The 23,219-nt window shown below is 51.9% G+C and carries 21 protein-coding genes; 17 read left to right on the top strand and 4 right to left on the bottom strand.

Annotated elements, in window-relative coordinates:
* Positions 1-10 precede the first annotated feature (10 nt).
* Together flgF and ACTJI9_RS17225 are read right to left on the bottom strand one after the other, a co-directional pair.
* The gene (gene flgF / locus ACTJI9_RS17230; RefSeq protein WP_336441536.1) at positions 11-736 is read right to left on the bottom strand and encodes a flagellar basal-body rod protein FlgF; all 726 of its coding nucleotides are present in this window, start codon (positions 734-736) and stop codon (positions 11-13) included.
* Positions 733-1,515, bottom strand: coding sequence for a DUF1217 domain-containing protein (locus ACTJI9_RS17225; protein WP_115054973.1), 783 nt, complete (start codon positions 1,513-1,515; stop codon positions 733-735). The genes flgF and ACTJI9_RS17225 overlap by 4 nt, the downstream gene beginning before the upstream one ends.
* Before the next feature lie 379 nt (positions 1,516-1,894).
* Here ACTJI9_RS17225 and motA point away from each other — a divergent pair, with 379 nt between their 5' ends.
* Genes motA through ACTJI9_RS17190 form a run of 7 tightly spaced genes read left to right on the top strand, consistent with a single transcriptional unit; the run spans position 1,895 to position 7,178 of the window.
* Entirely contained in the window at positions 1,895-2,767 is an 873-nt protein-coding gene (gene motA, locus ACTJI9_RS17220; RefSeq protein WP_115055114.1) for a flagellar motor stator protein MotA, read from the top strand.
* Positions 2,768-2,776: 9 nt separating this feature from the next.
* Positions 2,777-3,712: a FliM/FliN family flagellar motor switch protein gene (locus tag ACTJI9_RS17215; RefSeq protein WP_307277242.1), complete on the top strand. Its 936-nt coding sequence runs from the start codon at positions 2,777-2,779 to the stop codon at positions 3,710-3,712.
* Positions 3,693-4,205 carry a BAB2_0123 family type IV secretion system effector gene (locus ACTJI9_RS17210; RefSeq protein WP_307277239.1) on the top strand — a complete coding sequence of 171 codons (513 nt, stop codon included), beginning with the start codon at positions 3,693-3,695 and terminating at the stop codon, positions 4,203-4,205. Before ACTJI9_RS17215 ends, ACTJI9_RS17210 begins: the two co-directional genes overlap by 20 nt.
* A gap of 30 nt (positions 4,206-4,235) precedes the next feature.
* A complete protein-coding gene (fliN, locus tag ACTJI9_RS17205; RefSeq protein ID WP_337353399.1) occupies positions 4,236-4,589 on the top strand; it encodes a flagellar motor switch protein FliN in 354 nt (117 codons plus the stop codon).
* Positions 4,590-4,599: 10 nt separating this feature from the next.
* A complete protein-coding gene (locus ACTJI9_RS17200; RefSeq protein WP_440809599.1) occupies positions 4,600-5,628 on the top strand; it encodes a flagellar motor switch protein FliG in 1,029 nt (342 codons plus the stop codon).
* 17 nt (positions 5,629-5,645) lie between these two features.
* Positions 5,646-6,710 carry a flagellar biosynthesis protein FlhB gene (gene flhB, locus ACTJI9_RS17195; protein WP_336441435.1) on the top strand — a complete coding sequence of 355 codons (1,065 nt, stop codon included), beginning with the start codon at positions 5,646-5,648 and terminating at the stop codon, positions 6,708-6,710.
* A gap of 27 nt (positions 6,711-6,737) precedes the next feature.
* Positions 6,738-7,178: a hypothetical protein gene (locus ACTJI9_RS17190; RefSeq protein ID WP_115054967.1), complete on the top strand. Its 441-nt coding sequence runs from the start codon at positions 6,738-6,740 to the stop codon at positions 7,176-7,178.
* Here ACTJI9_RS17190 and ACTJI9_RS17185 read toward each other — a convergent pair.
* Positions 7,175-7,966, bottom strand: a complete 792-nt coding sequence (locus ACTJI9_RS17185; protein WP_162802621.1) for a helix-turn-helix transcriptional regulator — start codon at positions 7,964-7,966, stop codon at positions 7,175-7,177. The two genes, ACTJI9_RS17190 and ACTJI9_RS17185, sit on opposite strands and share 4 nt — an antisense overlap.
* 253 nt (positions 7,967-8,219) lie before the next feature.
* On the opposite strand from ACTJI9_RS17185, the gene ACTJI9_RS17180 reads away from it, so the two are divergent.
* Complete coding sequence (locus ACTJI9_RS17180; protein ID WP_337353397.1) at positions 8,220-9,374, top strand: DUF3095 domain-containing protein; 1,155 nt, start codon at positions 8,220-8,222, stop codon at positions 9,372-9,374.
* A gap of 36 nt (positions 9,375-9,410) precedes the next feature.
* Here ACTJI9_RS17180 and ACTJI9_RS17175 read toward each other — a convergent pair whose 3' ends face one another.
* Positions 9,411-10,748: a nucleotide sugar dehydrogenase gene (locus ACTJI9_RS17175; RefSeq protein WP_115054964.1), complete on the bottom strand. Its 1,338-nt coding sequence runs from the start codon at positions 10,746-10,748 to the stop codon at positions 9,411-9,413.
* Between the two features lie 366 nt (positions 10,749-11,114).
* On the opposite strand from ACTJI9_RS17175, the gene ACTJI9_RS17170 reads away from it, so the two are divergent.
* The 9 genes from ACTJI9_RS17170 to ACTJI9_RS17130 all read left to right on the top strand — a co-directional run bounded on the left by ACTJI9_RS17170 (position 11,115) and on the right by ACTJI9_RS17130 (position 23,198).
* Positions 11,115-12,461: an adenylate/guanylate cyclase domain-containing protein gene (locus ACTJI9_RS17170; RefSeq protein ID WP_115054963.1), complete on the top strand. Its 1,347-nt coding sequence runs from the start codon at positions 11,115-11,117 to the stop codon at positions 12,459-12,461.
* The gene (locus ACTJI9_RS17165) at positions 12,458-13,417 is read left to right on the top strand and encodes a polysaccharide lyase (protein ID WP_435530243.1); all 960 of its coding nucleotides are present in this window, start codon (positions 12,458-12,460) and stop codon (positions 13,415-13,417) included. Before ACTJI9_RS17170 ends, ACTJI9_RS17165 begins: the two co-directional genes overlap by 4 nt.
* 124 nt (positions 13,418-13,541) lie before the next feature.
* A complete protein-coding gene (locus ACTJI9_RS17160; protein ID WP_440809593.1) occupies positions 13,542-15,428 on the top strand; it encodes an ABC transporter ATP-binding protein in 1,887 nt (628 codons plus the stop codon).
* Between the two features lie 26 nt (positions 15,429-15,454).
* Positions 15,455-17,350 (top strand): ABC transporter substrate-binding protein, encoded by a 1,896-nt coding sequence (locus ACTJI9_RS17155; protein WP_440809828.1) that lies wholly within the window; start codon positions 15,455-15,457, stop codon positions 17,348-17,350.
* A gap of 2 nt (positions 17,351-17,352) precedes the next feature.
* Positions 17,353-18,351: an ABC transporter permease gene (locus ACTJI9_RS17150; protein ID WP_115054959.1), complete on the top strand. Its 999-nt coding sequence runs from the start codon at positions 17,353-17,355 to the stop codon at positions 18,349-18,351.
* A complete protein-coding gene (locus tag ACTJI9_RS17145; protein WP_440809590.1) occupies positions 18,348-19,523 on the top strand; it encodes an ABC transporter permease in 1,176 nt (391 codons plus the stop codon). The genes ACTJI9_RS17150 and ACTJI9_RS17145 overlap by 4 nt, the downstream gene beginning before the upstream one ends.
* A 77-nt stretch (positions 19,524-19,600) precedes the next feature.
* Entirely contained in the window at positions 19,601-20,815 is a 1,215-nt protein-coding gene (locus ACTJI9_RS17140) for a glycosyltransferase family protein (protein WP_115054957.1), read from the top strand.
* Positions 20,816-20,826: 11 nt separating this feature from the next.
* Positions 20,827-22,071 carry a glycosyltransferase family 4 protein gene (locus ACTJI9_RS17135; RefSeq protein WP_440809587.1) on the top strand — a complete coding sequence of 415 codons (1,245 nt, stop codon included), beginning with the start codon at positions 20,827-20,829 and terminating at the stop codon, positions 22,069-22,071.
* On the top strand, positions 22,068-23,198 hold the full coding sequence (locus ACTJI9_RS17130) for a glycosyltransferase family protein (protein WP_336441430.1): 1,131 nt from the start codon (positions 22,068-22,070) through the stop codon (positions 23,196-23,198). Before ACTJI9_RS17135 ends, ACTJI9_RS17130 begins: the two co-directional genes overlap by 4 nt.
* Positions 23,199-23,219 lie beyond the last annotated feature (21 nt).

Genomic DNA, 23,219 nt, shown 5'->3' with positions numbered 1-23,219 from the left:
TCGCAGGACATCAAGAGGACGAACCGAGGGTCTTGATGGCGCTCGTGAATGTCGCTTCACTGCCGCTGAGCAAGGCATTGACGCGTTCAAAGGCGCGCGTAACATTCATGAGCCGAGTCATTTCGCTGATCGCATCAACGTTTGATCCCTCAATTGCACCCTGAATGACACCTGCGTCCGGATTGTCGATTACTGGTTGGGCAGCAACGCTCGGTATGATTGCAGAATTATCGAAATAACTGAGTTTTGCACCAGGATCGATCGTGAACAATCCAATGGCACCGAGCTGACGACCATTTTGATAAACCGCACCATCCGAAGATATCTCCGGCGGGCCCCCATTCGGGTCGATTGTCAACGGCTGGCCTCCGGCGTCGAGGATTGGGTATCCCTTGACCGATAGCAGTTCTCCCGTGGTCGACATTTTCATTCTGCCATCACGGGTAAACACCTGACCTGCTGGCGTCTGCAATGAAAACCAGACATTCCCCTTGGCGGCAACATCAAGCGGATTGCCAGTCTGATTGATCGGTCCGGCCTCCGTCTTGATAAAGCTTTCGCCAGCACTGACGAAGCTCGAGTTCTCGGCGGCCTTCGAGACCATCGCATCGAATTTCATGCCTGTTGCCCTGAATCCGGGCGTCGACATATTCGCCACATTATGCGCCAGCACATCAAGCCGGCGTTCCAGCGATATTTGTGACGAAAGCCCCACATAAATGGAATTTTCCATCAGCGCCCTCCAAGTTTGAATGATTGCAGGGTTGCAAGAATGCTGGGCGATATGCCGATTTCCGCCGCACCGCCAAACAACTGCACTGACGGCGCCATATTCGTGCTGGGATTGGCCATGTCGTACATGGCTGTAAAGCGGACAAGAAGTTTCTCGACCTTCGCCGGATCCTGCAAATCCTTGAGATCAAGTTTCTCTTCAACCATCTTGGCCTGACGATCAATGTCGAGTGCGGATGTCTGTTTGGGAATATTGAAGGTTGTCTGGAAGACTGCAAGCAGGCGCTTATCGCCAAGGATCTCATAAGCATTGGTAATGGACGAAGCCTTGCGGGAAAAATAAAGCGCCAGGCGCGCGCCGTCGCTTTGTTTACCGGTTTCCTGTTCAAGCGTCATCTGAACATAGCTGTCGACGACAGGCTTTAATACGACCGGGCTTTCGGTCGTCTTGTCGCCCAGTTTGGCGAAGTTGAAAGCCGTAGCAAATTCCTTGTAGCGGGTATCAGTCAGCTTATTGGCAAAACTGTCCCTGTTCTCGACCCCTTCGGTCAAAACTTTTTTGATGAATGCCTTGGCATAGGCCATGTCTTCAAGCCCGAAGGCTTTCAACGCATAATTATATAGCTTGGTATCCTTCATCAGATCATCGATGGTTTTCACCTTGCCAATGTTCTTCAGATAATAGTCGCTGTCGCGCTGTACCATTGGTTCCTTGGCAATGCGCGCAAGTGAGCGCGGCAGATCCGCAGCAATCAAACGGTAGCTCGTCATCGTACTGGTCATGATGCGCCTTTCAGAAGCTTTTGCGTATTTGTCGCAAATCAAGCTTGCCTGAAGCTGATGGAGAAACGCCAGTTGACAGTGTGCGCGGGTTTGTCCTTCGCTCAGGAGGACTCACCATGAGGAAGAGAATTGATTGTAAGGAACTGGCCATTGCAGCACTGGCGACTGTCATTGCAACCCACTCTCTTTCATTTTAAGCGGTGCAAGCTAGCCCATGGCATTTAGCAAATGGCGTTCGGTGGCTAGCTGAGCCTTCTTGTCTTACTACAAAAGGAAGACATGCAGCTGCTCTTCGAAATCAAACTCCGTTCCGGCTGCAAGGTTCACGCAAGCCGACCTTGATAGCTCTGGAACACTGGCGAACATGCAGGAGCAGGTTTTGGGTATTCTGATCGGACTGGTCGTAACAATGGGTTGTCTGCTTGGTGGCTTTATCGCCATGGGCGGGCACGTTGGCGTTCTGATGCAGCCATGGGAATTTGTGATTATCGGCGGTTCCGCACTCGGCACTTTCCTAGTGGCCAATCCCTTCTCGGCAGTCAAGGATTCCGGTCGCGCCTGCATGGAGGCATTCACCAACAAGGTGCCAAAGCAGCGTGACTATCTCGATGTGCTCGGTGTTCTCTATGCCCTGATGCGCGAATTGCGCGCAAAATCGCGTAATGAGGTGGAAGTTCATATCGATAATCCGAATGAATCGACAATTTTCCAGGCATTTCCGAGCGTTCTCAAGAACCATGACCTGACGCATTTCATCTGCGACTATTGCCGCCTGATCATCATCGGTAATGCGCGTTCGCATGAAATCGAAGCTCTGATGGATGAAGAAATTCACACCATTTCACGTGACAAGCTCAAGCCTTATCATGCAATGGTCAGCGTGTCGGAGGGATTGCCTGCCCTTGGCATCGTCGCCGCTGTTCTTGGCGTCATCAAAGCCATGGGCGCGCTCAATGAGTCGCCTGAAATTCTTGGACATCTCATCGGCGCAGCACTTGTCGGAACCTTCGCGGGCATCTTCCTGTCCTACGGTGTCGTGGGGCCGATCGCCACCAAGATCAAGACAACGCGCGAGAAGCAAAACAGGCTTTACATCATCGTAAAGCAGACATTGCTGGCATATATGAATGGTGCTCTGCCCCAAATCGCGCTCGAATATGGCCGCAAGACTATTTCCGCCTATGATCGTCCATCCATTGACGTTGTGGAGCAGGAAACTCTCTCCCCAACGCCCCTGCAGCAAGCGGCTTAAGGTTCTGTGATGGAGGTCGAGGCCGAGCAAAAAAAACCTGACGCGCTGGCGGATAGTATCCTGCGGGCGGCGGGCCTTTCTGTCGATGATCTGAAATCATTCGAAACGGTATTCCGCGATTTAGCTTCGACATTTGGCGCAAGGATTTCCGCGCAAACCGATGCAGCCGTCACCGCTGAGTTCCTTAATATTCGTTCCCTCGAGAAAGAAGCCGTGACCGATGCAGTCCAGGGTTCGGCCTTGGTGGGAACGGTTTCCGTGCCCAAATGGGGCTCAAGAATCCTGCTGGCCGCCGACCGGAGCTTTGTCGACTGTGGAATTGAGGCTCTCTTCGGTTCTGGCGGAAGTTCCGAGATGGCGACGACTATTAGGCCTTTCACGTCAGTGGATATGGGAATCGCGCGACAGACTTTCAGCGATATCACATCCTCGCTCGATCATATGTTCTCCGGCGGCGATCCGCTTTTCCAGATGGGCGAGCTTAGCGAAGCTGCGCACCTTGCGCCGGGCACCGTTTCCGAGGCCCGAATGATTGCCTGCACTATCGGCTTGAATGTAACGGGCCGCTCCGGTCACGTCTCCATTCTGTTGCCGCGCTCCGCTTTCCGGCCGATGCAGGACGCAATCGCCCGCTTGTTGCGGCAGCCCGCACATCATCTTGATCCCAGCTGGGCAAAGAAGCTGCGACTGGAAGTCAGCCGTGCGCATATCGAGGTCGAGGCCTATTTGCAGCAAGGTTCAATGACTCTTGAGCAACTCGCTTTACTGCGCCCGGGACAAATTCTGCACTTACCCAAGGACGCAATTGATCAAGTCCGTCTGCGCAGTGGCGATCAGGCCCTTTACAAATGCCGTCTCGGCAAGGCGGGAAGCGTATTCACCGTTCGCATCACCGATCCCGTCAACGAAGAAGAGGACCTCCTTGATGAGCTTGCTGCTGGTTAATCTGATCTCACTGGGTTTGAGTGCCATTTCCTTGATCGTATTTTTTGCGGCCCTGCGCAAAGCGAGCAGACTGACGGCAATGAGTCGGCTGATGGCAAATCAGGTAGCAAGCTCGGCCAATAATCTTCAAAAAGCCTTGGCAATTCTTCAGGCAGAGCGGGAGATCTGCCGGGACGAAAGCATACGGCTTGAAGCGCGCCTGAAAGATTCTGATCGTGTGCGCTCTGAAATGGCTCGCGCAATGGAGCTTATAAAGCGAGCGCGGCTGGATCTGAATGAAGATGCACTTGTTGCCGCTGCCATGCAGCAACCGGCAGCTGCGTCACACGTAGCTCCACCGGAGGTCAAAATCAGTTCCATCAATCACTTTATGACGGATCAGCTCAAATCTGTAACGCCAACGCAAGTTGCTCCGTTCGAACCAGCGCGCCCCTTGCCAGTTTTTGTCAATCGTATCGTTCGTGCCAGCGACGTTGCTGGCGCTGTTCTTTAAACCTACTCCGCACTCGGGATCATTCGCATCATGGCCATATCCGACAAGAACTCGATCGAAGACGAACTGAACGAGGCCATCGAAGACCTCAAGCGCGACGAGCCGCAACCGACCCGGAAACCAGCCGGGTCCAAGCCCAATATCGACCTGATCATGGGTATCCCAGTTGACGTGCAGGTTGTTCTGGGAAGTACGTCCATGCCGGTCGCGAATTTGATGAAGCTCGGACGCGGTTCTGTTGTAACACTAGACAAGCAAATCGGCGATCCGGTCGATATTGTCGTCAATGGCCGCGTTATCGCCCGCGGTGAAGTGATCGTCCTTGAAGATGACAGCTCAAGGTTTGGCGTCAGCCTGACCGAAGTCATCGGCAGCGGCAATTAAGCGTGGCGAGATGAGCGATCACGCAACCGAAGAGGCATCAAGCGCCATTCAGGATCTGTCAGGACCTGAAAAAGTGGCGGCATTGCTCGTCGCCATCGGACGGCCATCCGCGTCCCGCCTCCTCAAGCATTTCACAGCGGATGATTTGCGTTCACTGGCGGTACACGCTCGCAAGCTCGAACCCATCACGCCCAGCGACTTCGAAGAACTGGTAAAGCAGTTCGAGAATGCATTTGCCGACGGTGCGCCGGTATCCGAAGCCGGGATGCGCTTTGAGGGCCTGCTGCGCGAATCCCTCACCGCCGATGAAGCAAGTGCCGTTATCGAAAACCGTCGGCCCGAACTTTTGGCTCAGGAGTCCGTTTGGGATCAATTACCGCGAATTCCAGTCGAGATCTTGCACGCCTATCTTGTTAATCAGCATCCGCAGGTCACAGCCTATGTGATTTCCCGCCTGCCATCCGATATCGCAGCAAAGTTGCTTATCCGTTTTTCACCAACGACGCGCAGCGCCTTGATCCAGCGCACGTTGCATATCCGCAAAGTTGCCCCAGTTGTCTCCGCCATGCTCGAAGCCATTCTTCAACGTGAGGTAACAGGAAAAGACAATACGGCTTCCGAAAAGAGCCATCACGGCACGATCGCGAATATTATCAATCAGCTGGAAAAATCCGAGATCGACGAACTGCTTGGAGATCTGACGGATCTCGGTGCGGACGACCTTGCAAAGATCAAGGCGAAATTGTTCACCTTCGAGGATATTGCCCGTCTGTCGCAACGCTCGAGACTTGTTCTGTTCGATGACATTCAGACCGATGTTGTTACCACAGCCTTGCATGGTTGCGAGCCGCAGCTCCAGGAACTCATTCTTCAGTCGCTATCGACACGCGGGCGCCGCATGGTTGAGACAGAACTCTCCAGCCCGAACAATATCAATGCCAATGCTGTAACGGAGGCCAGGCGCTCTATCGCACGTACCGCAATTGCTTTGGCTGAACGCGGCGATCTTCGCCTTGAGCCCGAGCAGGTCGGACCTTAACGGAGCAGTCCTGCTAGATGTCAGACGAGACCGACAAAGAGAGCAAAACCGAGGAGGCGACTGAAAAGAAAATCAGCGATGCAATGGAGAAAGGCAACCTGCCCTTCTCTCGCGAAGCACCCATCCTTGCCTCAATCATCGCGCTTATCATCATTCTGGTGTTTGTAGCGATACCAAGCGGCGCAAAACTCTCATCCTTCCTTTCTGAACTCTTTGACAAATCAGACGACTGGCATTTGAACAGCGCAGATGATGCGCGGCAGTTGTTCGGAATAATTGGAGCAGCCGTCGGTCTTGCGCTGCTTCCCATTATGATCCTGATCCCCGGTGCAGGCATCCTTGCATCGGTTCTGCAAAACGCTCCGCGAATTGTTTTCAACCGTATCGAGCCACAAGCATCGAGGGTGTCGCCCGCCAAAGGCTGGTCGCGTATTTTCGGGTCTGCCGGACGCGTTGAGTTTCTAAAATCAACCTTCAAATTTGCCGCGGCCAGCATCATTGTTTTCATGATTTTTTTTCGCGACAGCCATTTTTTTGTTGATGCCATAATCACTGAACCCGGGCAGCTTCCGGAGCTTATTAGGGCCCATATAACCCGCCTGCTTTCTTCGATAGCGATCGCAGTAACTGTGCTGGCAGCATTCGACATTGCCTGGTCGCGCATTCACTGGCGCAATGAACTGCGCATGACACGACAGGAGATCAAGGACGAACACAAGCAGGCTGAAGGCGATCCTTTGCTCAAGTCACGGTTGAGATCCCTCAGCCGCGATCGCGCGCGGCAGCGGATGATTGCGTCAGTTCCGACCGCCACTCTCATCGTCGCAAATCCGACACACTTCTCGGTTGCACTTCGCTACAATCCGGCAAAGGATCCCGCTCCCGTCGTTGTCGCCAAGGGTCAGGACATCATCGCACTAAAGATAAGAGAAGTCGCAGAGGCAAATGATGTGCCGATTTTCGAGAATGTCCTGTTGGCACGTTCACTCTACAAACAGGTGCAGGTTAATAATGTAATCGCGCCGGAATTCTACAAGGCTGTCGCCGAACTTATTCAATTTGTTAATACCCGCCGAAAATAGTATAATTATCGATAGTCGGATGAATATATGAAAAAAACCCAGTATTCCGCGACACGCGTCGAGATTCTAGAGCGGCATCTGACGGAGGTTATCAAAGACCTTCTGCTCGTTGACGTGGCCGACTATATTGCCTTCATCCGCTGTGAGCTTTTCGGCAATATTGCCGACATCGTAAACTCGGCCACCGAGTTGACCTTTTATCCCAATACGCTGACTTTCGGGCACGGCGGTGAGTATCACCTCGACTGGAACTCGACGCCCACCGTGACACTTGATCTGGAATTCAGCAACATGGGCGTCAATGCATATTTTCGCTTGATCCTCTCAGCCCATTCCACTGAAATTGACCTTCATCATCTGCGTTTTGCTGAAACGGGCCGCAGCCCGGCGGAAAACACGGCTTTGCTTGAAGCAGCTTTTGCAGATGCCCATTTGCCTCAATTCACAGCTTCCGAGAGCACCGACTAGAACCTGTTTGCGATAACAGGCATTTCGATAACGCCCAATGCCAAAGCAGTTGCTACGGTTGAGGTGCGATTGGCGCAACCAAGCTTGTTTTTTGCGTTTTGCAAGTACGTCACTACCGTCCAGCGCGCGATGTCAAGAATTTCCCCGATTTCGCCGTCCGTCTTTCCATTGGCGGCCCAATAGAGGCAATCCAGTTCTCGTTTTGTCAGCAGCTTGGCAACAACGGCAGCAAGGACCGGATTGCGATTTCCGTGGAGCGCGGTGTGCAGACGCGATGAACATGCAACAAGGCGTTGGCGCATCCGCTCGATGAAGCCTGCCTGTTCAGATTTGCCGACGTTGAACGTAAATTCTGTAATCCCTTTGAAGCCGTGGGGATTGGAAGCACCTACTGCAAGAAACAGGCTACCAGTGTTTCGCATCTCGCGGTCCCAAAAGTATTTTTCTACCTCGGATGACAAGGCAACTTCATCTGCCAGATTTCGTATGCTTCCTGCTGCCTGGGCAGGGCGCCGAGGCATAACCACAGCATCAAGCAGCGGATCCAACTTGTAATAACCTTTTGCCGAATAGCGCATCGCCCAGCTGAAAGGCAGGGTTGTGGTAACAGAAACGTCTGGAGTTGAGCCCTTGTTGGGAGCGGTCTGGTTGGAGTAGCCGATATGGGTTATGTGGAGACAATCCAACTGCTCCCGGATATCAATCAGCATCTCGAGCACATCTCTCTTGGCAGAGATACCGAAAAATCCTTCCTGAAAATCCGGGAAATGGGCTAAATCAAAATGCATCGGATAACAAACTAGTCCCCCTGCGGGCACGATATGCCGGCATGTTATTAGCACTCTCAAGGAATGGCTCGATTTGATGGGCAAGAATCGGCAGCAGTTATATCGTTGCATACCGTTCACGGGACACACAAGCCGCGAACAATTGTATTTTCAAGTTTTCACATATTTAACAGGCACTGCCGTTATTGTGCATTGAGCAGCCCGATGGATAAGTGTGCATCGCCTGCACAATCGGCCTGTGTTACTGTCGCTTATGACGACTGAAAAGAACGACAATTTTTTTGAGACATTGCCTGTTTTCGAGCAATTTGAAGGCGTTGCGGACAACGCCAATTACAAGGCGCTTCCCGCTGACTGGGTGTTGGCCACTGCAGACATAGTGGGTTCAACCGAAGCCATAAAACAGGGACGCTACAAGGCCGTCAACGTGGCGGGCGCAAGCGTCATATCGGCTCTCCTCAACGCATTAGGGAAGCAAAACCATCCATTTATATTCGGAGGCGATGGAGCTTTGGTTGCTCTTCCTGCTTCAGAGGAGCTGGAGGCTCGCAAAGCACTTGCGGCAGTACAAGCCTGGGTGGCGGATGAATTGCAGTTGAACCTGAGAGCGGCCATTGTTCCAATGGCGGCGGTGCGCGCTCAAGGTCTGGATGTACGCGTGGCCAGATTTAAAGTCAGCTCGGAGCTCTCTTATGCGATGTTCGCCGGCGGAGGAGCAAGTTGGGCTGAAGCTCAAATGAAAGCGGGTAAATTTCTGATCAAACCAGCGCCCTCGGGCTCGCGTCCTGATCTGACTGGCCTGTCCTGCCGTTGGAATCCGGTCCGCGCCCACAACGGTGAGATTGTTTCCATTATTGCAGTGCCCGGGGCATCGGGAGCAGACGCCCGCTTCCAGCAATTGGTGGCTGATGTTGTTGCCATAGCTGCCGAGCAAGCGCGCGGCGCCCACCCAATTCCGGAAGAAGGACCACAGATTGAATTCACATTGCAGGGCATCAGTACCGAGGCAAGGGCAACTGCTCCGGCTGGGAAAAGGCTCTATAAAAAGTTTGCCATTTTCGCTCAGATCGGACTGACGATAATGCTGGAAAAACTGGGTCTCACAGCCGGTGGATTTGATCCCAAAGCGTATAAGCGCGAACTGGTTCAAAATTCTGATTTCCGCAAGTTCGATGATGGACTCAAGATGACCATCGACATTGATGCTGCGCGGTTGACACGTATTGAAGAGCGGCTGGAAGAAGCAGCCAAAGAGGGAATCTGTCAGTACGGTTTACACAGGCAAAGCTCGGCTTTGATAACCTGTCTGGTTCCCACGCCGCTGGCGCATGACCATATCCACTTCATCGACGGTGCCTCTGGCGGTTATGCAATGGCTGCAAGCAACCTTAAAGCCAAACTCGCCTGAGGGTGACGCGGCTTGGCTGTTGGGCCACGGCAGCACTTATGATTTTATTATATGGTCTGCCATGAGCCCACGTTTCGTGAAAATATTGCGGGTATCAACGATTAACGGTGACCATGCGGCTATTGATGCATAATCAATGCAATCATGATCTGTCGAAATCAAAACCGCATCGTAAGACTGGACAGTTTCCTTTGTAAGATCGATTGATTGTCGCCCTTTCAAAGCCATATATTCCCTCGTCGTGGGAATTTCAGCGACATATGGATCGTGATAATCGGCAGTGCCGCCACGCTCGTGGATAATTTCCATCAGTCGTAATGAGGGGCTTTCGCGGATATCGGGAACATTTTTCTTGTACGCCAAACCAATGATCAGGATGCGCGAACGGCTGAGGGCTTTCCCCTCACGGATATCCAGTGCTTCCGACAATTTGCTGATCACATAACGCGGCATAGCCGAGTTTATTTCGCCTGCAAGCTCAATGAATCGCGTCGGTAATTCATATTCCCGCGATTTCCAGGTCAGGTAAAAAGGGTCGATGGGAATACAATGACCCCCAAGGCCGGGCCCAGGGTAAAATGGCATATAGCCAAAGGGCTTTGTCTTTGCGGCTTCGATTACTTCCCAGATATCGATCCCCATTGCAGCGTAAACTGTCTTGAGTTCATTGACCAACGCTATATTCACGGCCCGGAAAATGTTCTCTGTGAGTTTTACTGCTTCAGCCGTCGCATTGGATGAGACGGGCACAACAGTCTTGACGGCTTGCCCATAGAAGGCCTGCATCAACTCACTGGCTTCAGCACCATCGCCAGCAACGATCTTTGGAATGCTGGACGTATCAAAGTCGCGATTGCCCGGATCTTCCCTTTCTGGCGAAAACCCTAGAAAAAAGTCCTGACCTGACTTCAACCCGGTCTTTTCCAGAATGGTTTTGACAATATCGTCCGTTGTACCGGGATAAGTCGTCGACTCCAACACTATAAGCTGACCCCTTCGAAGCGTGGCTGCAATTGAACGACTCGTTGCCTCAACATAAGAAAGATCAGGGTCCCGATGTTTTGTCAGGGGCGTCGGAACGCAGATGACAATCACGTCACATGACGCGAGTTGCCCGAAATCATCCGAAGAACGGAATCTTCCCGCTGAAGTCTCTTTGGCTAGATCGGCATTGCTAACCGCTTCGATATAGGAATTTCCGGCGTCCAACGCGATAATTTTTGCCGGGTCGACATCAAACCCAGTTACGTGGAATCCGCTGCGTGCAAGCGTAATCGCCAGGGGGAGTCCAACATATCCAAGTCCGATTACTCCGGCTTTTGCCTGTTGTGTCAGGAGTTTTTGCGAAAGGTCGGTAAAAGCAGTATTGGTCACGTGATATTCCAGTCTTATCTGGCCTGCGCCTTCGTTCGTAGATGGCTGCTATACGGATAGCTGTCAAGCGACCGCAACCTCACCACTTACGTCACAATCAAGTGACAACGCCCTATTGTTTCAGATTGGGGAAATGCCCATCTAACCAATGTCAATGTAATTAATTAGAGGGCGCCTGTCTGTTTACCTGCGAAAGTCCAGCGTAATTGGCGGATCGACCCCACAGGTGGATTGTTTGCCAGCGTTGACACTGCATCCGGATTCACTCATCCTGTTGTTATTATTCTCCTGTTCGAGCGTAGTTGACACGTTCGACAAATGGCATACGCGGAAAATGGACGTAGCTCGAATTTGTAAGGACGAGGGATGAGCGCGACCCAAGCGGATATTTCCACAATTCTTCTCGACAAGGTGGCAGACTGGGTTACAGAGTCAGCATTGGCTGGAGACAGCCTTGAAGTAATCGTGCGCGGATTTTGCGAGCGCATTGCAGCGGCGGGCCTACCAATAGCCCGCGTCAATCTTTCCTTTTCAATGCTTCACCCCCTTTACGACGCTCTCGGTTTTACCTGGAAGCGTTCAAGCGGCATGACTGTGGAAGGTTACCGCCACAATCCTGGTGAAAAACCCGAACGGTTTCTTCTCAGCCCTTATTTCTATTTGCTCAGCAACAATCTTGAGCATCTGCGGCGGCGCATCGATCTTGATGGACCATCGGAGTTCCCGGTTCTGGATGAACTCAGACTTGAAGGCATGACTGACTATCTTGCGTTTTTGCAGTCCTTTGGCGGCCAATCGACCCAAGGCATGATGGGATCGTGGGCAACTGATTCCAGTGAAGGCTTCAGCGACCCAATGATTGCCAAACTCTTGCGTTTGCAGAACCATCTTGCTGTTGCGGCAAAAATGGCCGTTCTGGGAAAACTCGCCGACAATATGTTGACCACTTACCTTGGTGGTAATGCTGGCAAGCGCGTTCTCAATGGCCAGATTCGCCGGGGTGATGGCGAGACTATTCGCGCCGCCTTGGTCATGGGCGACATGCGTCAATCAACAGTGCTCGCAGAAAAAGAAGGGCGGCAGGCCTATATTGATACCCTCAACCATTTCTTTGATGCGATCGCCGCGCCCTTCAACCGTGGTGGCGGCGAAATTTTGAGCTTTATGGGCGATGGATTTCTTGCCGTCTATCCTTGCGGCAGGCACAAGGACCCTTCCAAAGTCGCGTGTCAGTCCGCCCTTTCTGCTGTTTCCAAGGCTCAAGCACGCGTTGCCGAACTCAACATCATGCGGCAGCAAGAAGGCCTCAGCGCCATCAAATATGGAATTGGACTGCATGTCGGCAATGTCATGTTCGGGAATGTCGGATTGAAGGACAGGCTGACATTTTCGGCTTTCGGATCGGCCGTAAATGAGGTGCAAAGACTTCAAAGCCTAACAAAGAAATATGATCGTGAAGTCGTCGCCAGCCAGGCATTTGCCACATATTGTGGAGGCGATTGGACCACTCTTGGCGAGGAAAAATTGCGTGGTGTGGGTCAGAAGGTAACGGTTCTATTGCCAAAACCTGCAGGACAGACCGCGCAGCTTGACGATGCCTATGACGAAATAACTTATGATGGACTTTCGGAAGCCGAACAGGTCATGCTACTTCACAGAGATGCCAAGTCTACTCCGCCCAAACGTCCCCTCTTAGAGAAATTCATGCAATGACAGGAAGATACGTCGCTATGGCTTTTCTTGCGGCAGCTTTGAGTGCAACGGGTGCGGCAGCAGAACCCATAGGCGACGTTCTGATTGATGGTTTCGACGGGAAAGATTTCTCCCCCGCAGGTGGGCTTTATTACCGCCAGAACTTTGAACAGCAGGCTGGTAAAGTCGAGTTTCAATCCGAGATAAAGCAGACCGGTGCTGGGGCACTGAAGTTAAGCGTAAAGCCGTTTTGCCCCAAGGTGCGAAAAAACTGCAGCGAGCGTGCTGAAGTCTGGGAGAAAACCCAGCATCGCGTCCCCTATGACCAAGGCGTCTGGTATGGGTTCGCGGTAAAATTTGCCGATCCGATCCCGAAAGATGATCATCGCTATCTGATCGCGCAGTGGAAAAGGGAAATTGGGCCGGAAGCCGTGGGTGATTTCAGCCCATTTTTGGCATTACGTCTCAATCATGGAAAACTTTTTGCGACGATTGAAACCAATTATATCGCGCCAACAAAGGCAGCAGGCCCAAGCACTGTAAAGGCTTGCAGCGACAAACAGACGCCGGTTTGGTATCGACCTGATACCAATCAGATGCGTGCGCTTATCGCCACTGATGATAAATGGACCCCGCAAGACGGCAAGCAGTTCAACAGTTGCACTGATGCCATTGTTGTAACCGACAGGGGCAACAAGCTGCCTACGCCGGATTCGGGCTGGATTGATTTTGCCATATATACAAAACCAGGTCCGGACGGATCCGGCCATGTTGAGATTTTTGCCAATAATAAATGGATCGTGACCGTCAAAGGAAACATAGGCCATGGAGACAAAGGGCTAGGCGATAATCAATATTTCAAGTTTGGCCCGTATCGCGCGGCCGACAAAACTGAATGGGCGCTTTATTTCGACAATTTCCGCCGCTCCCCGCGCTGTTCCGATGTTCTTGATGCTTCCGTCTGTCCTGTACCGTAAACAAGAGTATGTATTTGATCTACATGGGCAATCGCCATTCAACCAACTGGACTCGGACAAGAGCGTAAGCTAGTCTCGTTCCAGTTGACAGAAAACGACAGCCTTTAAGGATTAAGTCGCTCGCATGGTGTCGGGAACGGATTTATTACGCATTGAGAACCTTGGCATCTCTTTTGCGATGCTTGGTGGACGAATGAATGTGGTAAAGGGCGTCAATCTTCGCGTCCTACCAGGTAAAGTGACGGCTCTCGTGGGCGAGTCTGGCTCCGGCAAATCCGTTATAAGTCAGTCGGTTATGGGCATTTTGCCCAATACGGCCAGCGTCACAGGTAAAATTCTTTTCACCGATCCTCTAAACGGCAGAGCAAGCGACATATTGCAAATGCGCCCTGACGGTGCTGAGCTGCGAGATCTGCGTGGCAAGCGAATGGCTAAGATCTTTCAGGAGCCAATGACATCCCTGTCGCCATTGCATACTGTCGGCAACCAAATCAGCGAAGTCCTGCAAATCCATACACAGGCGACCAAAGAAGAACGCAGGGCACAGACTGAGGAGATGCTGGGGCTGGTAGGGTTTCACAATCCTGCACGCACTTATGACATGTACCCGTTCGAGTTATCCGGAGGCATGCGCCAGCGGGCAATGATAGCGATGGCTTTGATCTGCCGCCCTGCCCTTTTGATTGCAGATGAGCCGACGACCGCCCTCGATGTTACCATACAGGCTCAAATACTTGAATTGTTGAAGGACCTTCAGCAAAAGTTGAACATGGCGATGCTGTTGATCACGCATGATCTCGGTGTCGTGGCCAATATGGCCGATGAGGTTGTGGTCATCTATCATGGCGAGATCATGGAAGCGGGTCACGTCGATGCTATCTTTCGCAATCCGCAGCATCCGTATTTAAAAGGGCTGATGGCTGCCGTACCGCACTTCGACATGAAGCCAGGAGAACGATTGAAGGCTTTGCGTGAAGTTCCGGTCAATTCGGACACGCTTTGGGCAAAAAAGCCGAAGCCCGAAAACACGCCGGAGATTTTGCTGAGTGTGAAAAACCTGACAAAGACCTATTCCATTCGCAAATCCGGCATGTTTGGCAAGCAGGACAAGACACGCATAAAGGCCGTCAATGATGTCAGTTTCGACATTCGCCGGGGCGAGTGCCTTGGTCTTGTTGGGGAAAGCGGGTGCGGCAAAACCACATTGAGCAAAATTTTAATGCGTGCCATTACGCCCGACAGCGGGAGCGTGACTTTCAACGAAGGCAAGGGAGAGGTTGACGTTCTAGCGGCGCAAGGCGAAGCTCTGATGGAGCTGCGAACCCATATTCAAATGGTTTTTCAGGATCCAGTTTCTTCCCTGTCTCCGCGCATGACAGTCCAGAACATTCTGAGTGAGCCGCTGGAAATACATGGGCGCGGGGATAGAGCCTATCGCATGGAAAAAGTACGAGCCTTGATACAGGCAATCGGGCTTGATCAACGCTTTCTCAATCGCTATCCGCACAGTTTTTCGGGTGGGCAGCGTCAGCGCATAGGAATTGCACGCTCATTGGCGCTTGGACCGCAATTGTTGATTTGCGATGAACCCGTCTCCGCCTTGGATGTCTCCGTGCAAGCGCAGATTTTGAACCTGCTTAAGGATCTACAAAAGAAATTGGGCCTAACCTACCTGTTTATTTCACATAACCTTGCTGTGGTCGACTATATGGCTGATCGGATAGCAGTCATGTGTGCTGGTCGAATTGTCGAGTTAGCACCTTCCGCAATCATTCTGCGCAATCCGATACATCCCTATACCCGCTCCCTTCTCGCGGCTGTCCCTTTTCCCGATTTGGACCGCCCTCTTGATTTTAAAACCCTCAAGGCGAGTGGTGCCTCGGACAAACGAGCCTGGGGACCGCAGTTTTTTGACGAAACCGATTCAAACGATCTTGCCCAGGCTGATCTGGGTGGCGGACACCTTGTTTTGGCCAGACGCAATGTTGACGCCAGGGAGTTACGAGCGTGATAACGCGGCGCGAAGTGCTTGGTACAATCGGGCTTGGCGGACTAGGATGTCTGCTATCTCCGAATTTCGCGTCAGCGGCGGATCGCGATCTGGAGCCCGAATTCCTGTCTGATCAGTTGAGAGCGCGCAGCTTGCCGCCACTTGTCAAGCGATTGCCCACGCGCCCTCGCATTATTGGTCTCAAGGAAATGGGCCGCGTACCTGGCCGTTACGGCGGTACAATCCGCACTATAATCGGTAGCGCCAAAGACATTCGTTTCATGACGATCTACGGATATGCCCGGCTCGTCGGATATGATGAAAAGCTGACGCTGCAACCGGATATTCTCGAGGCATTTCAAGAAGAAAACGACACTGTTTTCACGTTTACCATTCGCGAAGGTCATCGTTGGTCCGACGGTTCGCCTTTGACGGTAGATGACTTCCGGTATTGGTGGGAAGACGTACTTCTCAACAAAGATCTAACCCCCGGCGGTGGATCACTTGATCTGCGTGTCAATGGCAAGTTGCCGCGATTTGAAGTCGTCGACAACCTGACCGTGCGCTATTCTTGGGATGCCCCGAACCCAAATTTTCTGCCGAGTCTGGCAGCACCACAACCGCTCGCTATTCATGGCCCCTCGGCCTATCTCAAGCAGTTTCATAAAAAGTATCAGGACCAGTTCAGGCTTTCTGCGTTGATGCAGGAAAACCGGGTGAAAAAATGGGCCGACCTGCATATCAAGATGGCGCGTGAATATCGTCCAGAAAATCCCAATTTGCCAACGCTGTACCCTTGGCGGAACACGACAGCCCCACCTTCCGAACAGTTTGTTTTCGAACGAAATCCTTATTTCCACCGCGTTGATGAGAATGGCAGACAATTACCTTATATCGACCGTGTCATTCTGAATGTCAGTTCCTCTTCCATTATCCCGGCAAAAACTGGTGCGGGAGAGAGCGACCTTCAGGCAGCAGGCATTGATTTTAATGATTATACTTTCCTGAAAGATGCCGAGAAGCGCTATCCTGTAAAGGTCAATCTGTGGAAGATGACACGAGGGTCGCGCGTGGCAATTCTGCCCAATCTGAACTGCAAAGATGAAGTATGGCGCGGTTTGTTCCGTGATGTGCGCGTACGCCGGGCACTGTCACTGGCTATTGATAGACACGAAATCAATATGGCGGTTTTTTACGGCCTTGGAACGGCGAGCGCCGATACGATGCTTCCAGAAAGCCCCCTGTACAAACCAGAATATGCCAATGCCTGGATTAACCATGACCCGGATCAGGCGAATGCTCTGCTCGACGAGGCGGGCCTGCAAAAACGCAATGGAGACAATATCCGTCTGCTGCCGGACGGTCGCCTTGCTGAAATTACCATTGAAACGCCGGGCGAAAGTACACTGGACACCGATGTACTGGAACTCGTGACCGATCATTGGCGAAAAATCGGCATTGCACTTTATACTCGCACATCGCAGCGCGATATTTTCCGCAGCCGTGCACAGGCCGGCAGAATTATGATGTCGATCTGGTACGGCATCGAGAATGGCGTTGCCACTGCAGATATGAATCCGCAGCAATTGGCACCAACCTCAGATGACCAGCTCCAATGGCCCTTATGGGGCATGTATCACCTTTCACTCGGCCAGAATGGTCAGGCCCCGGATTTGCCTGAAGCGCAAGAGTTGATACGCCTGCAAACAGGCTGGCGGGAGTCGAGAAGCATGGATGAGCGAACCGCCATTTGGCATCAAATGCTTTCAATTTTTACGAGCCAGGTTTTCTCGATCGGGCTTATAAATGGCACGTTGCAACCCGTGCTTCATTCGAACAAGTTGCAAAACCTGCCGGAACGGGGTCTCTATGGTTTTGATCCCACATGCTTTTTGGGTATTTATATGCCCGATACATTCTGGCTTGAGACGGAGCAAGTTTAGAGATGCTCCGTTATATACTCTGGCGCATTGCCGCCATGATCCCCACTCTGCTGATCATATCCGCGCTCGTTTTCGTAATCATTGAGCTGCCTCCAGGCAACTTCATCGATAGCCAAATTGCAGAAATGCAGGCTCAAGGTGAGACGGTGAACATACAGGATCTGGAAGAACTGCGCAGTCAATACGGCTTGGACAAACCTCCGGTGCTGCGCTATTTTTATTGGGTTGGGGGCATGTTGCAAGGCGATTTTGGTTACTCGTTCGAGTATCAATTGCCCGTTAGCGAAGTCATTGGCGATCGCATGTGGCTGACCATCCTTGTGTCCTTCGTCACTATTCTTTTCACCTGGCTGATTGCTTTTCCTATCGGCATGTATTCGGCGACACACCAATATAGCTGGAGCGACTACGGCTTGACGTTTCTAGGCCTGCTTGGCATTGCCATTCCCAATTTCATGCTCGCGCTGATCTTGATGTATTTCGCCAATGTATGGTTCGGCACGTCCATAGGGCATTTGATGGACCAGCAATACCTCAATGAACCAATGAGTTGGGAGAAAGCGCGGTCCATTCTTTCACACTTGTGGATACCGGTTATTATCGTTGGAACGGCTGGAACTGCAGGAATGATCCGCCGTCTGCGCGCCAACCTTTTGGACGAACTGCAAAAGCAATACGTCATGACGGCAAGGGCGAAAGGGCTTCATCCATTCAAAACACTGATTAAATACCCACTTCGCATGGCTCTCAACTTTTTCGTCTCCGATATCGGATCCATTCTGCCAGCAATCATCTCCGGTGCGGAAATTACGGCGATCGTTCTATCACTTGAAACGACAGGCCCCATGCTCATAAAAGCGCTTCAAAGCCAGGATATGTATCTTGCTGGCTCATTTCTTATGTTTCTCGCATTCCTGACCGTTATTGGTGTCCTTATCTCCGATATCGCTCTTGCTTTTCTTGACCCCCGTATCCGGCTTGCTGGCAGGAGCACTAAGTGACGGATCAAATACCTCTCCCCGGCGCGCCCCTGCAGCATTTTGTATCGTCGGCACCGTTCGATCCGATGTCGATCGAGGAGATGACCGAAGCCCAGGCGAAGGTTCATCTCGCCTCTCAACTCAAATTGATGTGGTGGAAATTCAAGCGCCACAGAATTGCCCTGGCATCGGGCATATTCCTGCTGTTGCTCTATGGAATGATCATCATTGCCGAGTTTCTGGCTCCATATAATCTGCACACACGCAATGTCGATTTTATTCATTCGCCTCCCCAACGCGTCCATCTTTTCCAGGATGGCAATTTCGTTGGACCTTTTGTCTATGGCCGTGAAATGAGCCTGGACATGCAGTCGCTGAAACGCGTCTATACGGACAAAATGGACGATGTGCAGCCGCTCCGTTTTTTCTGCAGGGGCGATGATTATCGGTTTTGGGGACTAATACAGTCCAATATCCATTTCGTGTGTCCTGCCAAGGGCGGCCAGATGTTTCTTCTTGGTACCGACCGTCTGGGACGAGATGTTCTATCGCGCATCATCTACGGTGCGCGGATATCTTTGACCATCGGGCTGATCGGCATCACCATAAGCTTTGTTCTCGGCATCATTATTGGCGGGCTTGCGGGCTATCATGGCGGTGTCTTTGATCTGCTGGTTCAGCGTGTTATCGAAGTTTTACAATCATTGCCTAGCTTGCCGCTATGGATGGCTCTTGCAGCCATCATGCCGGTGACCTGGAGCCCCATACTGATCTATTTCGGCATAACCATAATTCTTGGCATGCTCGACTGGACGGGTCTTGCCCGATCGGTACGCTCCAAGTTGCTCGCTCTGCGCGAAGAAGATTATGTATTGGCGGCACAGCTTATGGGAGCCAAGAGCAGCCGCATCATCGGGCGGCATCTCGTTCCAGGCTTTATGTCGCACCTCATTGCAACTGCCACAATTTCCATTCCCGGAATGATCCTTGGCGAAACGGCCCTGAGCTTTCTCGGACTGGGCTTGAGACCACCTATAACCAGCTGGGGCATATTACTCACGGAGGCAAGAAGCGTCAGCGTTATAGCGTTCTACCCTTGGCTCCTTTTCCCGATGGTTCCAGTCATTCTTGTTATCCTGGCGTTCAATTTCTTGGGAGATGGGTTGCGCGACGCCGCTGATCCATACAGATAAGAGGCTGGTAGTTTGCAATTGATCGCCTATTTGAATGATATCGCGCGGGCCTGTCCGCAAAAAAGAAAGTTCCGACAATGATGCGTCGTTTCGAGGATGCACGGATCCTGATGTATAGTCACGATACGTTCGGCTTGGGTCATTTGCGGCGGTGCAGAACTATTGCACATTCGCTTGTTGAAGATTACCGGGGATTGAACATCCTGATCATATCGGGTGCGACCATTGCGGGTGCGTTTGATTATCGCGCGCGGGTGGACTTTGTTAAGGTGCCAAGCGTCATCAAATTGCGAAACGGAGAATATACATCTCTGGCTCGGCATATTGATCTGCACGAAACGCTGAAGATGCGGCAATCCATCATAAGACATACCGCAGAAACGTTTCAGCCTGACATTTTTATCGTCGACAAGGAGCCCATGGGCCTCAAGGGGGAAGTTGAAGAAACTCTAACCTATCTCAAGTCGCGAGGAACCACGCTCGTCCTTGGTTTGCGGGAAGTGATGGATGCTCCGCACCTTCTGGAAGCAGAATGGAAGCAAAATCAGGTTATCAACAAGATCGATCAGCTCTATGACACTGTATGGGTCTATGGTCCGCCGGATTTTTATGACCCATTGGTTGACCTTGAAGTACCGGAGACTATCCGGGACAAGATGAAGTTTGTTGGCTTTTTGCAACGCAGCGTATCGCATGAAGCTGCTTCCGTGCATGTTCCTGACGGCGACTATATTCTGGTCACCACGGGCGGTGGCGGCGATGGTGCAGACCTCGTTCACAATGTCATTCATGCCTACCAGCAAGATCCCTCATTACAACATAAAGCGTTCATCGTTCTGGGACCTTATATGCCTGCCAAACAACGGGCGAAGCTGGTAAAGAAAGGCAGTAAAATTCCATACATACAGGTTATCGAGTTTGACAACCGCATGGAGGAATTGATTGCAGGAGCGAAGGCAGTAGTCGCCATGGGCGGCTACAATACCTATTGCGAGATATTGTCATTCGATAAGCCCGCCTTGATCGTGCCGCGTATTGCTCCTCGTGAAGAGCAATTGATCCGGGCCAAACGAGCCGCTGAGCTTGGTTTGATTGAGATGCTGCTGCCTGAAGAAGCTGAGGATCCGTTAAGACTTGCAGAAGTGCTCAAGCGTCTTCCTGAACGGGCACCTCCCTCCCAAAGCGGCAAAGGTGAAGGCATGCGTCTCGAAGGGCTGGTGCACATCTCCGAAATAGTTGGAGAATGGCTGGAGGACCGAGAAAATCAACCGCTTCCTGCGGTCGCCGAGTAAGAGCAAGCATTTTGACTATACGCCGTAAAACACTGGTTGTTCTGAAGGGCTATCCGCGTCTTTCAGAAACCTTCATCGCGCAGGAACTGCTTGGGCTTGAACGTGCAGGATTTGACCTCACCCTTATATCCATGCGCAAGCCTACTGATAAGAAACGCCATCCAATACATGATGAGATCAAGGCTCGGGTCGTCTATTTGCCGGAATATCTTCATAACGAGCCGCTGCGGGTATTACGCGGCCTGATTGGTAGTTGGAAGCGCCCCGGATTTCGACCGTTGCTTCGTCAATTCTGGACTGATCTCCTGCGTGATAAAACCCGCAATCGTTTTCGCCGGTTCGGACAAGCATTGGTACTGGCCCATGAATGGCCAGACGCCGGCGAATGGTTGCATGCACATTTTATCCATACGCCAGCATCAGTGACTGCCTATACAAGCATTTTGACCGGCGTTCCGTGGACCTGTTCCGCCCACGCTAAAGATATCTGGACTTCACCAGACTGGGAGCTAACCGAAAAACTGGCAAAGGCACGCTGGAGTGTTACCTGCACCCGTTCCGGTTTCGAGCATATGCGCCAACTTACTGATCGAAAAGATGAGGTACATTTAAGCTATCATGGGCTCGACTTGACCCGTTTTGGGCATTTCGACCAACGAAGATCCGACCGCGACGGCACCGATAAGTCTGATCCGGTGCGGATACTTAGCGTCGGCCGTGCGGTGCCGAAAAAGGGTTATGATATCCTTTTACAGGCGCTGGCTCAATTATCGCCTGATATCAATTGGCAGTTCACTCACATCGGTGGCGGTGATGAACTGTCGAAGCTCAAACCGCTCGCTGAATCACTTGGCATATCAGATCGCATCTTTTGGAAAGGTGCCCTCGCTCAAGAAGAGGTGCTGAGCCACTACCGGCAGTCAGACATTTTTGCGTTGGCATGTCGCGTAGCTGCAGACGGTGATCGCGATGGACTGCCCAATGTACTCGTCGAGGCGTCAAGTCAAAATCTCGTCTGCATCTCTACCAATATTTCGGGAATTCCAGAGCTGTTGACCGGCGGAGAAAACGGCTTTGTCGTGCCACCTGAGAACCCCCGTCTTTTGGCCGTCGCCATTGAGCGGGCCATCCGCGAGCCAGATTTGAGACGTCGACTTGGTCTGGCTGCAGGGCGCCGCGTTCGAGAGCATTTCGACCATACTTCCAGTATCCGGCAACTTACCCGGCTCTTTGAAGATGAGTGGCAGAAATCATGAAATCACCACGCGTCTTCTTTTACGTCCAGCATCTGCTTGGAATAGGACATCTGGCAAGGGCGAGTCATATTTCGCGCGCGCTTGTCGATGACGGCTTTGATGTAAGCATGGTTACCGGTGGATCAAATGTGCGAGGATTTCCTGGACCCGGCGTAAAGCAGATCGCTTTGCCGCCCTTGCTCGCGGGAAATGCTGGTTTCAACGGACTTGTCGACGGGAATGGCAAGCCTGCCGACGACGATTATCTCAACAATCGTCGCAAGCTTCTGCTTGAAGCTTTCCACGAAGTGCAACCCGATATCGTGATAGTTGAAGCCTTCCCTTTTGGCCGAAGACAAATGCGCTTTGAGCTTATGCCGCTGTTGGAAGCTATCAAGACCGCTTCTCCAAGGCCAATATTGTTGGCATCAGTACGCGATATACTTCAGGAGCGGACAAAGCCGGGACGCGATGAAGAAACCGTCTCGCTGATCAAGTCGCATTTTGATCACGTCCTGGTCCATGGCGATCCCAATTTTATAGCTCTGCCCGACACTTTTCCATTGGCAGAGCTGATTGCTGACAAGGTTCTTTATACAGGGCTTGTAACCGGACCGGCTCCCTCTCCTGCCGATGACAATTTTGATATTGTCGTCTCGGCAGGCGGAGGTGCTGTCGGTGCGGAACTTCTTCGATCCGCATATCAGTGCGCCGTCCAATCCGGTTTTAAGGGCAGCTGGTGCCTTATCGCTGGCCCCAATCTTCCCGAGCCTGATTTTGCAGCTCTATCCGCTGAAGCACCTGACAACGTCACTGTTGTGAGATTTCGTCAGGACTTTCCTGGTCTGCTTCAAAACGCACGACTTTCAATTTCCCAAGCCGGTTACAATACGGTTTGCGATATACTTCGCGCCAAATGCCGTTCGATTCTCGTTCCGTTCACCGCAGGGGGTGAAACAGAGCAAAGTGTTCGCGCTACGCGCCTTGAATCTCTCGGCTTGGCAATTGCACTACCGGAAGGCGGCTTGAACAGCGATATTCTTACAAGCGCCATTGCATCTGCCGTCAACGAGGCGCATTGGCCAAAACACAACTTGGACTTGAATGGTGCTCAGCAGACCGCAGCATTATTGCGGCGCATGCTCTGAGACTGATTTGTCAGAATAAGC

This window comes from Phyllobacterium sp. 22552 (assembly GCF_052044585.1).
GTDB classification, from domain to species: Bacteria; Pseudomonadota; Alphaproteobacteria; order Rhizobiales; family Rhizobiaceae; genus Phyllobacterium; species Phyllobacterium ifriqiyense.
The sequence above is the reverse complement of the archived record's forward strand: the minus strand, read 5'-3'. Positions and strand labels throughout refer to the sequence as shown.

Coding starts and splice junctions, on each gene's coding strand:
- ACTJI9_RS17225 (WP_115054973.1), bottom strand. CDS start 1,515: ATGACCAGTACGATGACGAGCTACCGTTTGATTGCTGCGGATCTGCCG.
- ACTJI9_RS17215 (WP_307277242.1), top strand. CDS start 2,777: ATGGAGGTCGAGGCCGAGCAAAAAAAACCTGACGCGCTGGCGGATAGT.
- ACTJI9_RS17210 (WP_307277239.1), top strand. CDS start 3,693: ATGAGCTTGCTGCTGGTTAATCTGATCTCACTGGGTTTGAGTGCCATT.
- fliN (WP_337353399.1), top strand. CDS start 4,236: ATGGCCATATCCGACAAGAACTCGATCGAAGACGAACTGAACGAGGCC.
- ACTJI9_RS17200 (WP_440809599.1), top strand. CDS start 4,600: ATGAGCGATCACGCAACCGAAGAGGCATCAAGCGCCATTCAGGATCTG.
- flhB (WP_336441435.1), top strand. CDS start 5,646: ATGTCAGACGAGACCGACAAAGAGAGCAAAACCGAGGAGGCGACTGAA.
- ACTJI9_RS17190 (WP_115054967.1), top strand. CDS start 6,738: ATGAAAAAAACCCAGTATTCCGCGACACGCGTCGAGATTCTAGAGCGG.
- ACTJI9_RS17185 (WP_162802621.1), bottom strand. CDS start 7,966: ATGCATTTTGATTTAGCCCATTTCCCGGATTTTCAGGAAGGATTTTTC.
- ACTJI9_RS17180 (WP_337353397.1), top strand. CDS start 8,220: ATGACGACTGAAAAGAACGACAATTTTTTTGAGACATTGCCTGTTTTC.
- ACTJI9_RS17170 (WP_115054963.1), top strand. CDS start 11,115: ATGAGCGCGACCCAAGCGGATATTTCCACAATTCTTCTCGACAAGGTG.
- ACTJI9_RS17165 (WP_435530243.1), top strand. CDS start 12,458: ATGACAGGAAGATACGTCGCTATGGCTTTTCTTGCGGCAGCTTTGAGT.
- ACTJI9_RS17160 (WP_440809593.1), top strand. CDS start 13,542: ATGGTGTCGGGAACGGATTTATTACGCATTGAGAACCTTGGCATCTCT.
- ACTJI9_RS17150 (WP_115054959.1), top strand. CDS start 17,353: ATGCTCCGTTATATACTCTGGCGCATTGCCGCCATGATCCCCACTCTG.
- ACTJI9_RS17140 (WP_115054957.1), top strand. CDS start 19,601: ATGATGCGTCGTTTCGAGGATGCACGGATCCTGATGTATAGTCACGAT.
- ACTJI9_RS17130 (WP_336441430.1), top strand. CDS start 22,068: ATGAAATCACCACGCGTCTTCTTTTACGTCCAGCATCTGCTTGGAATA.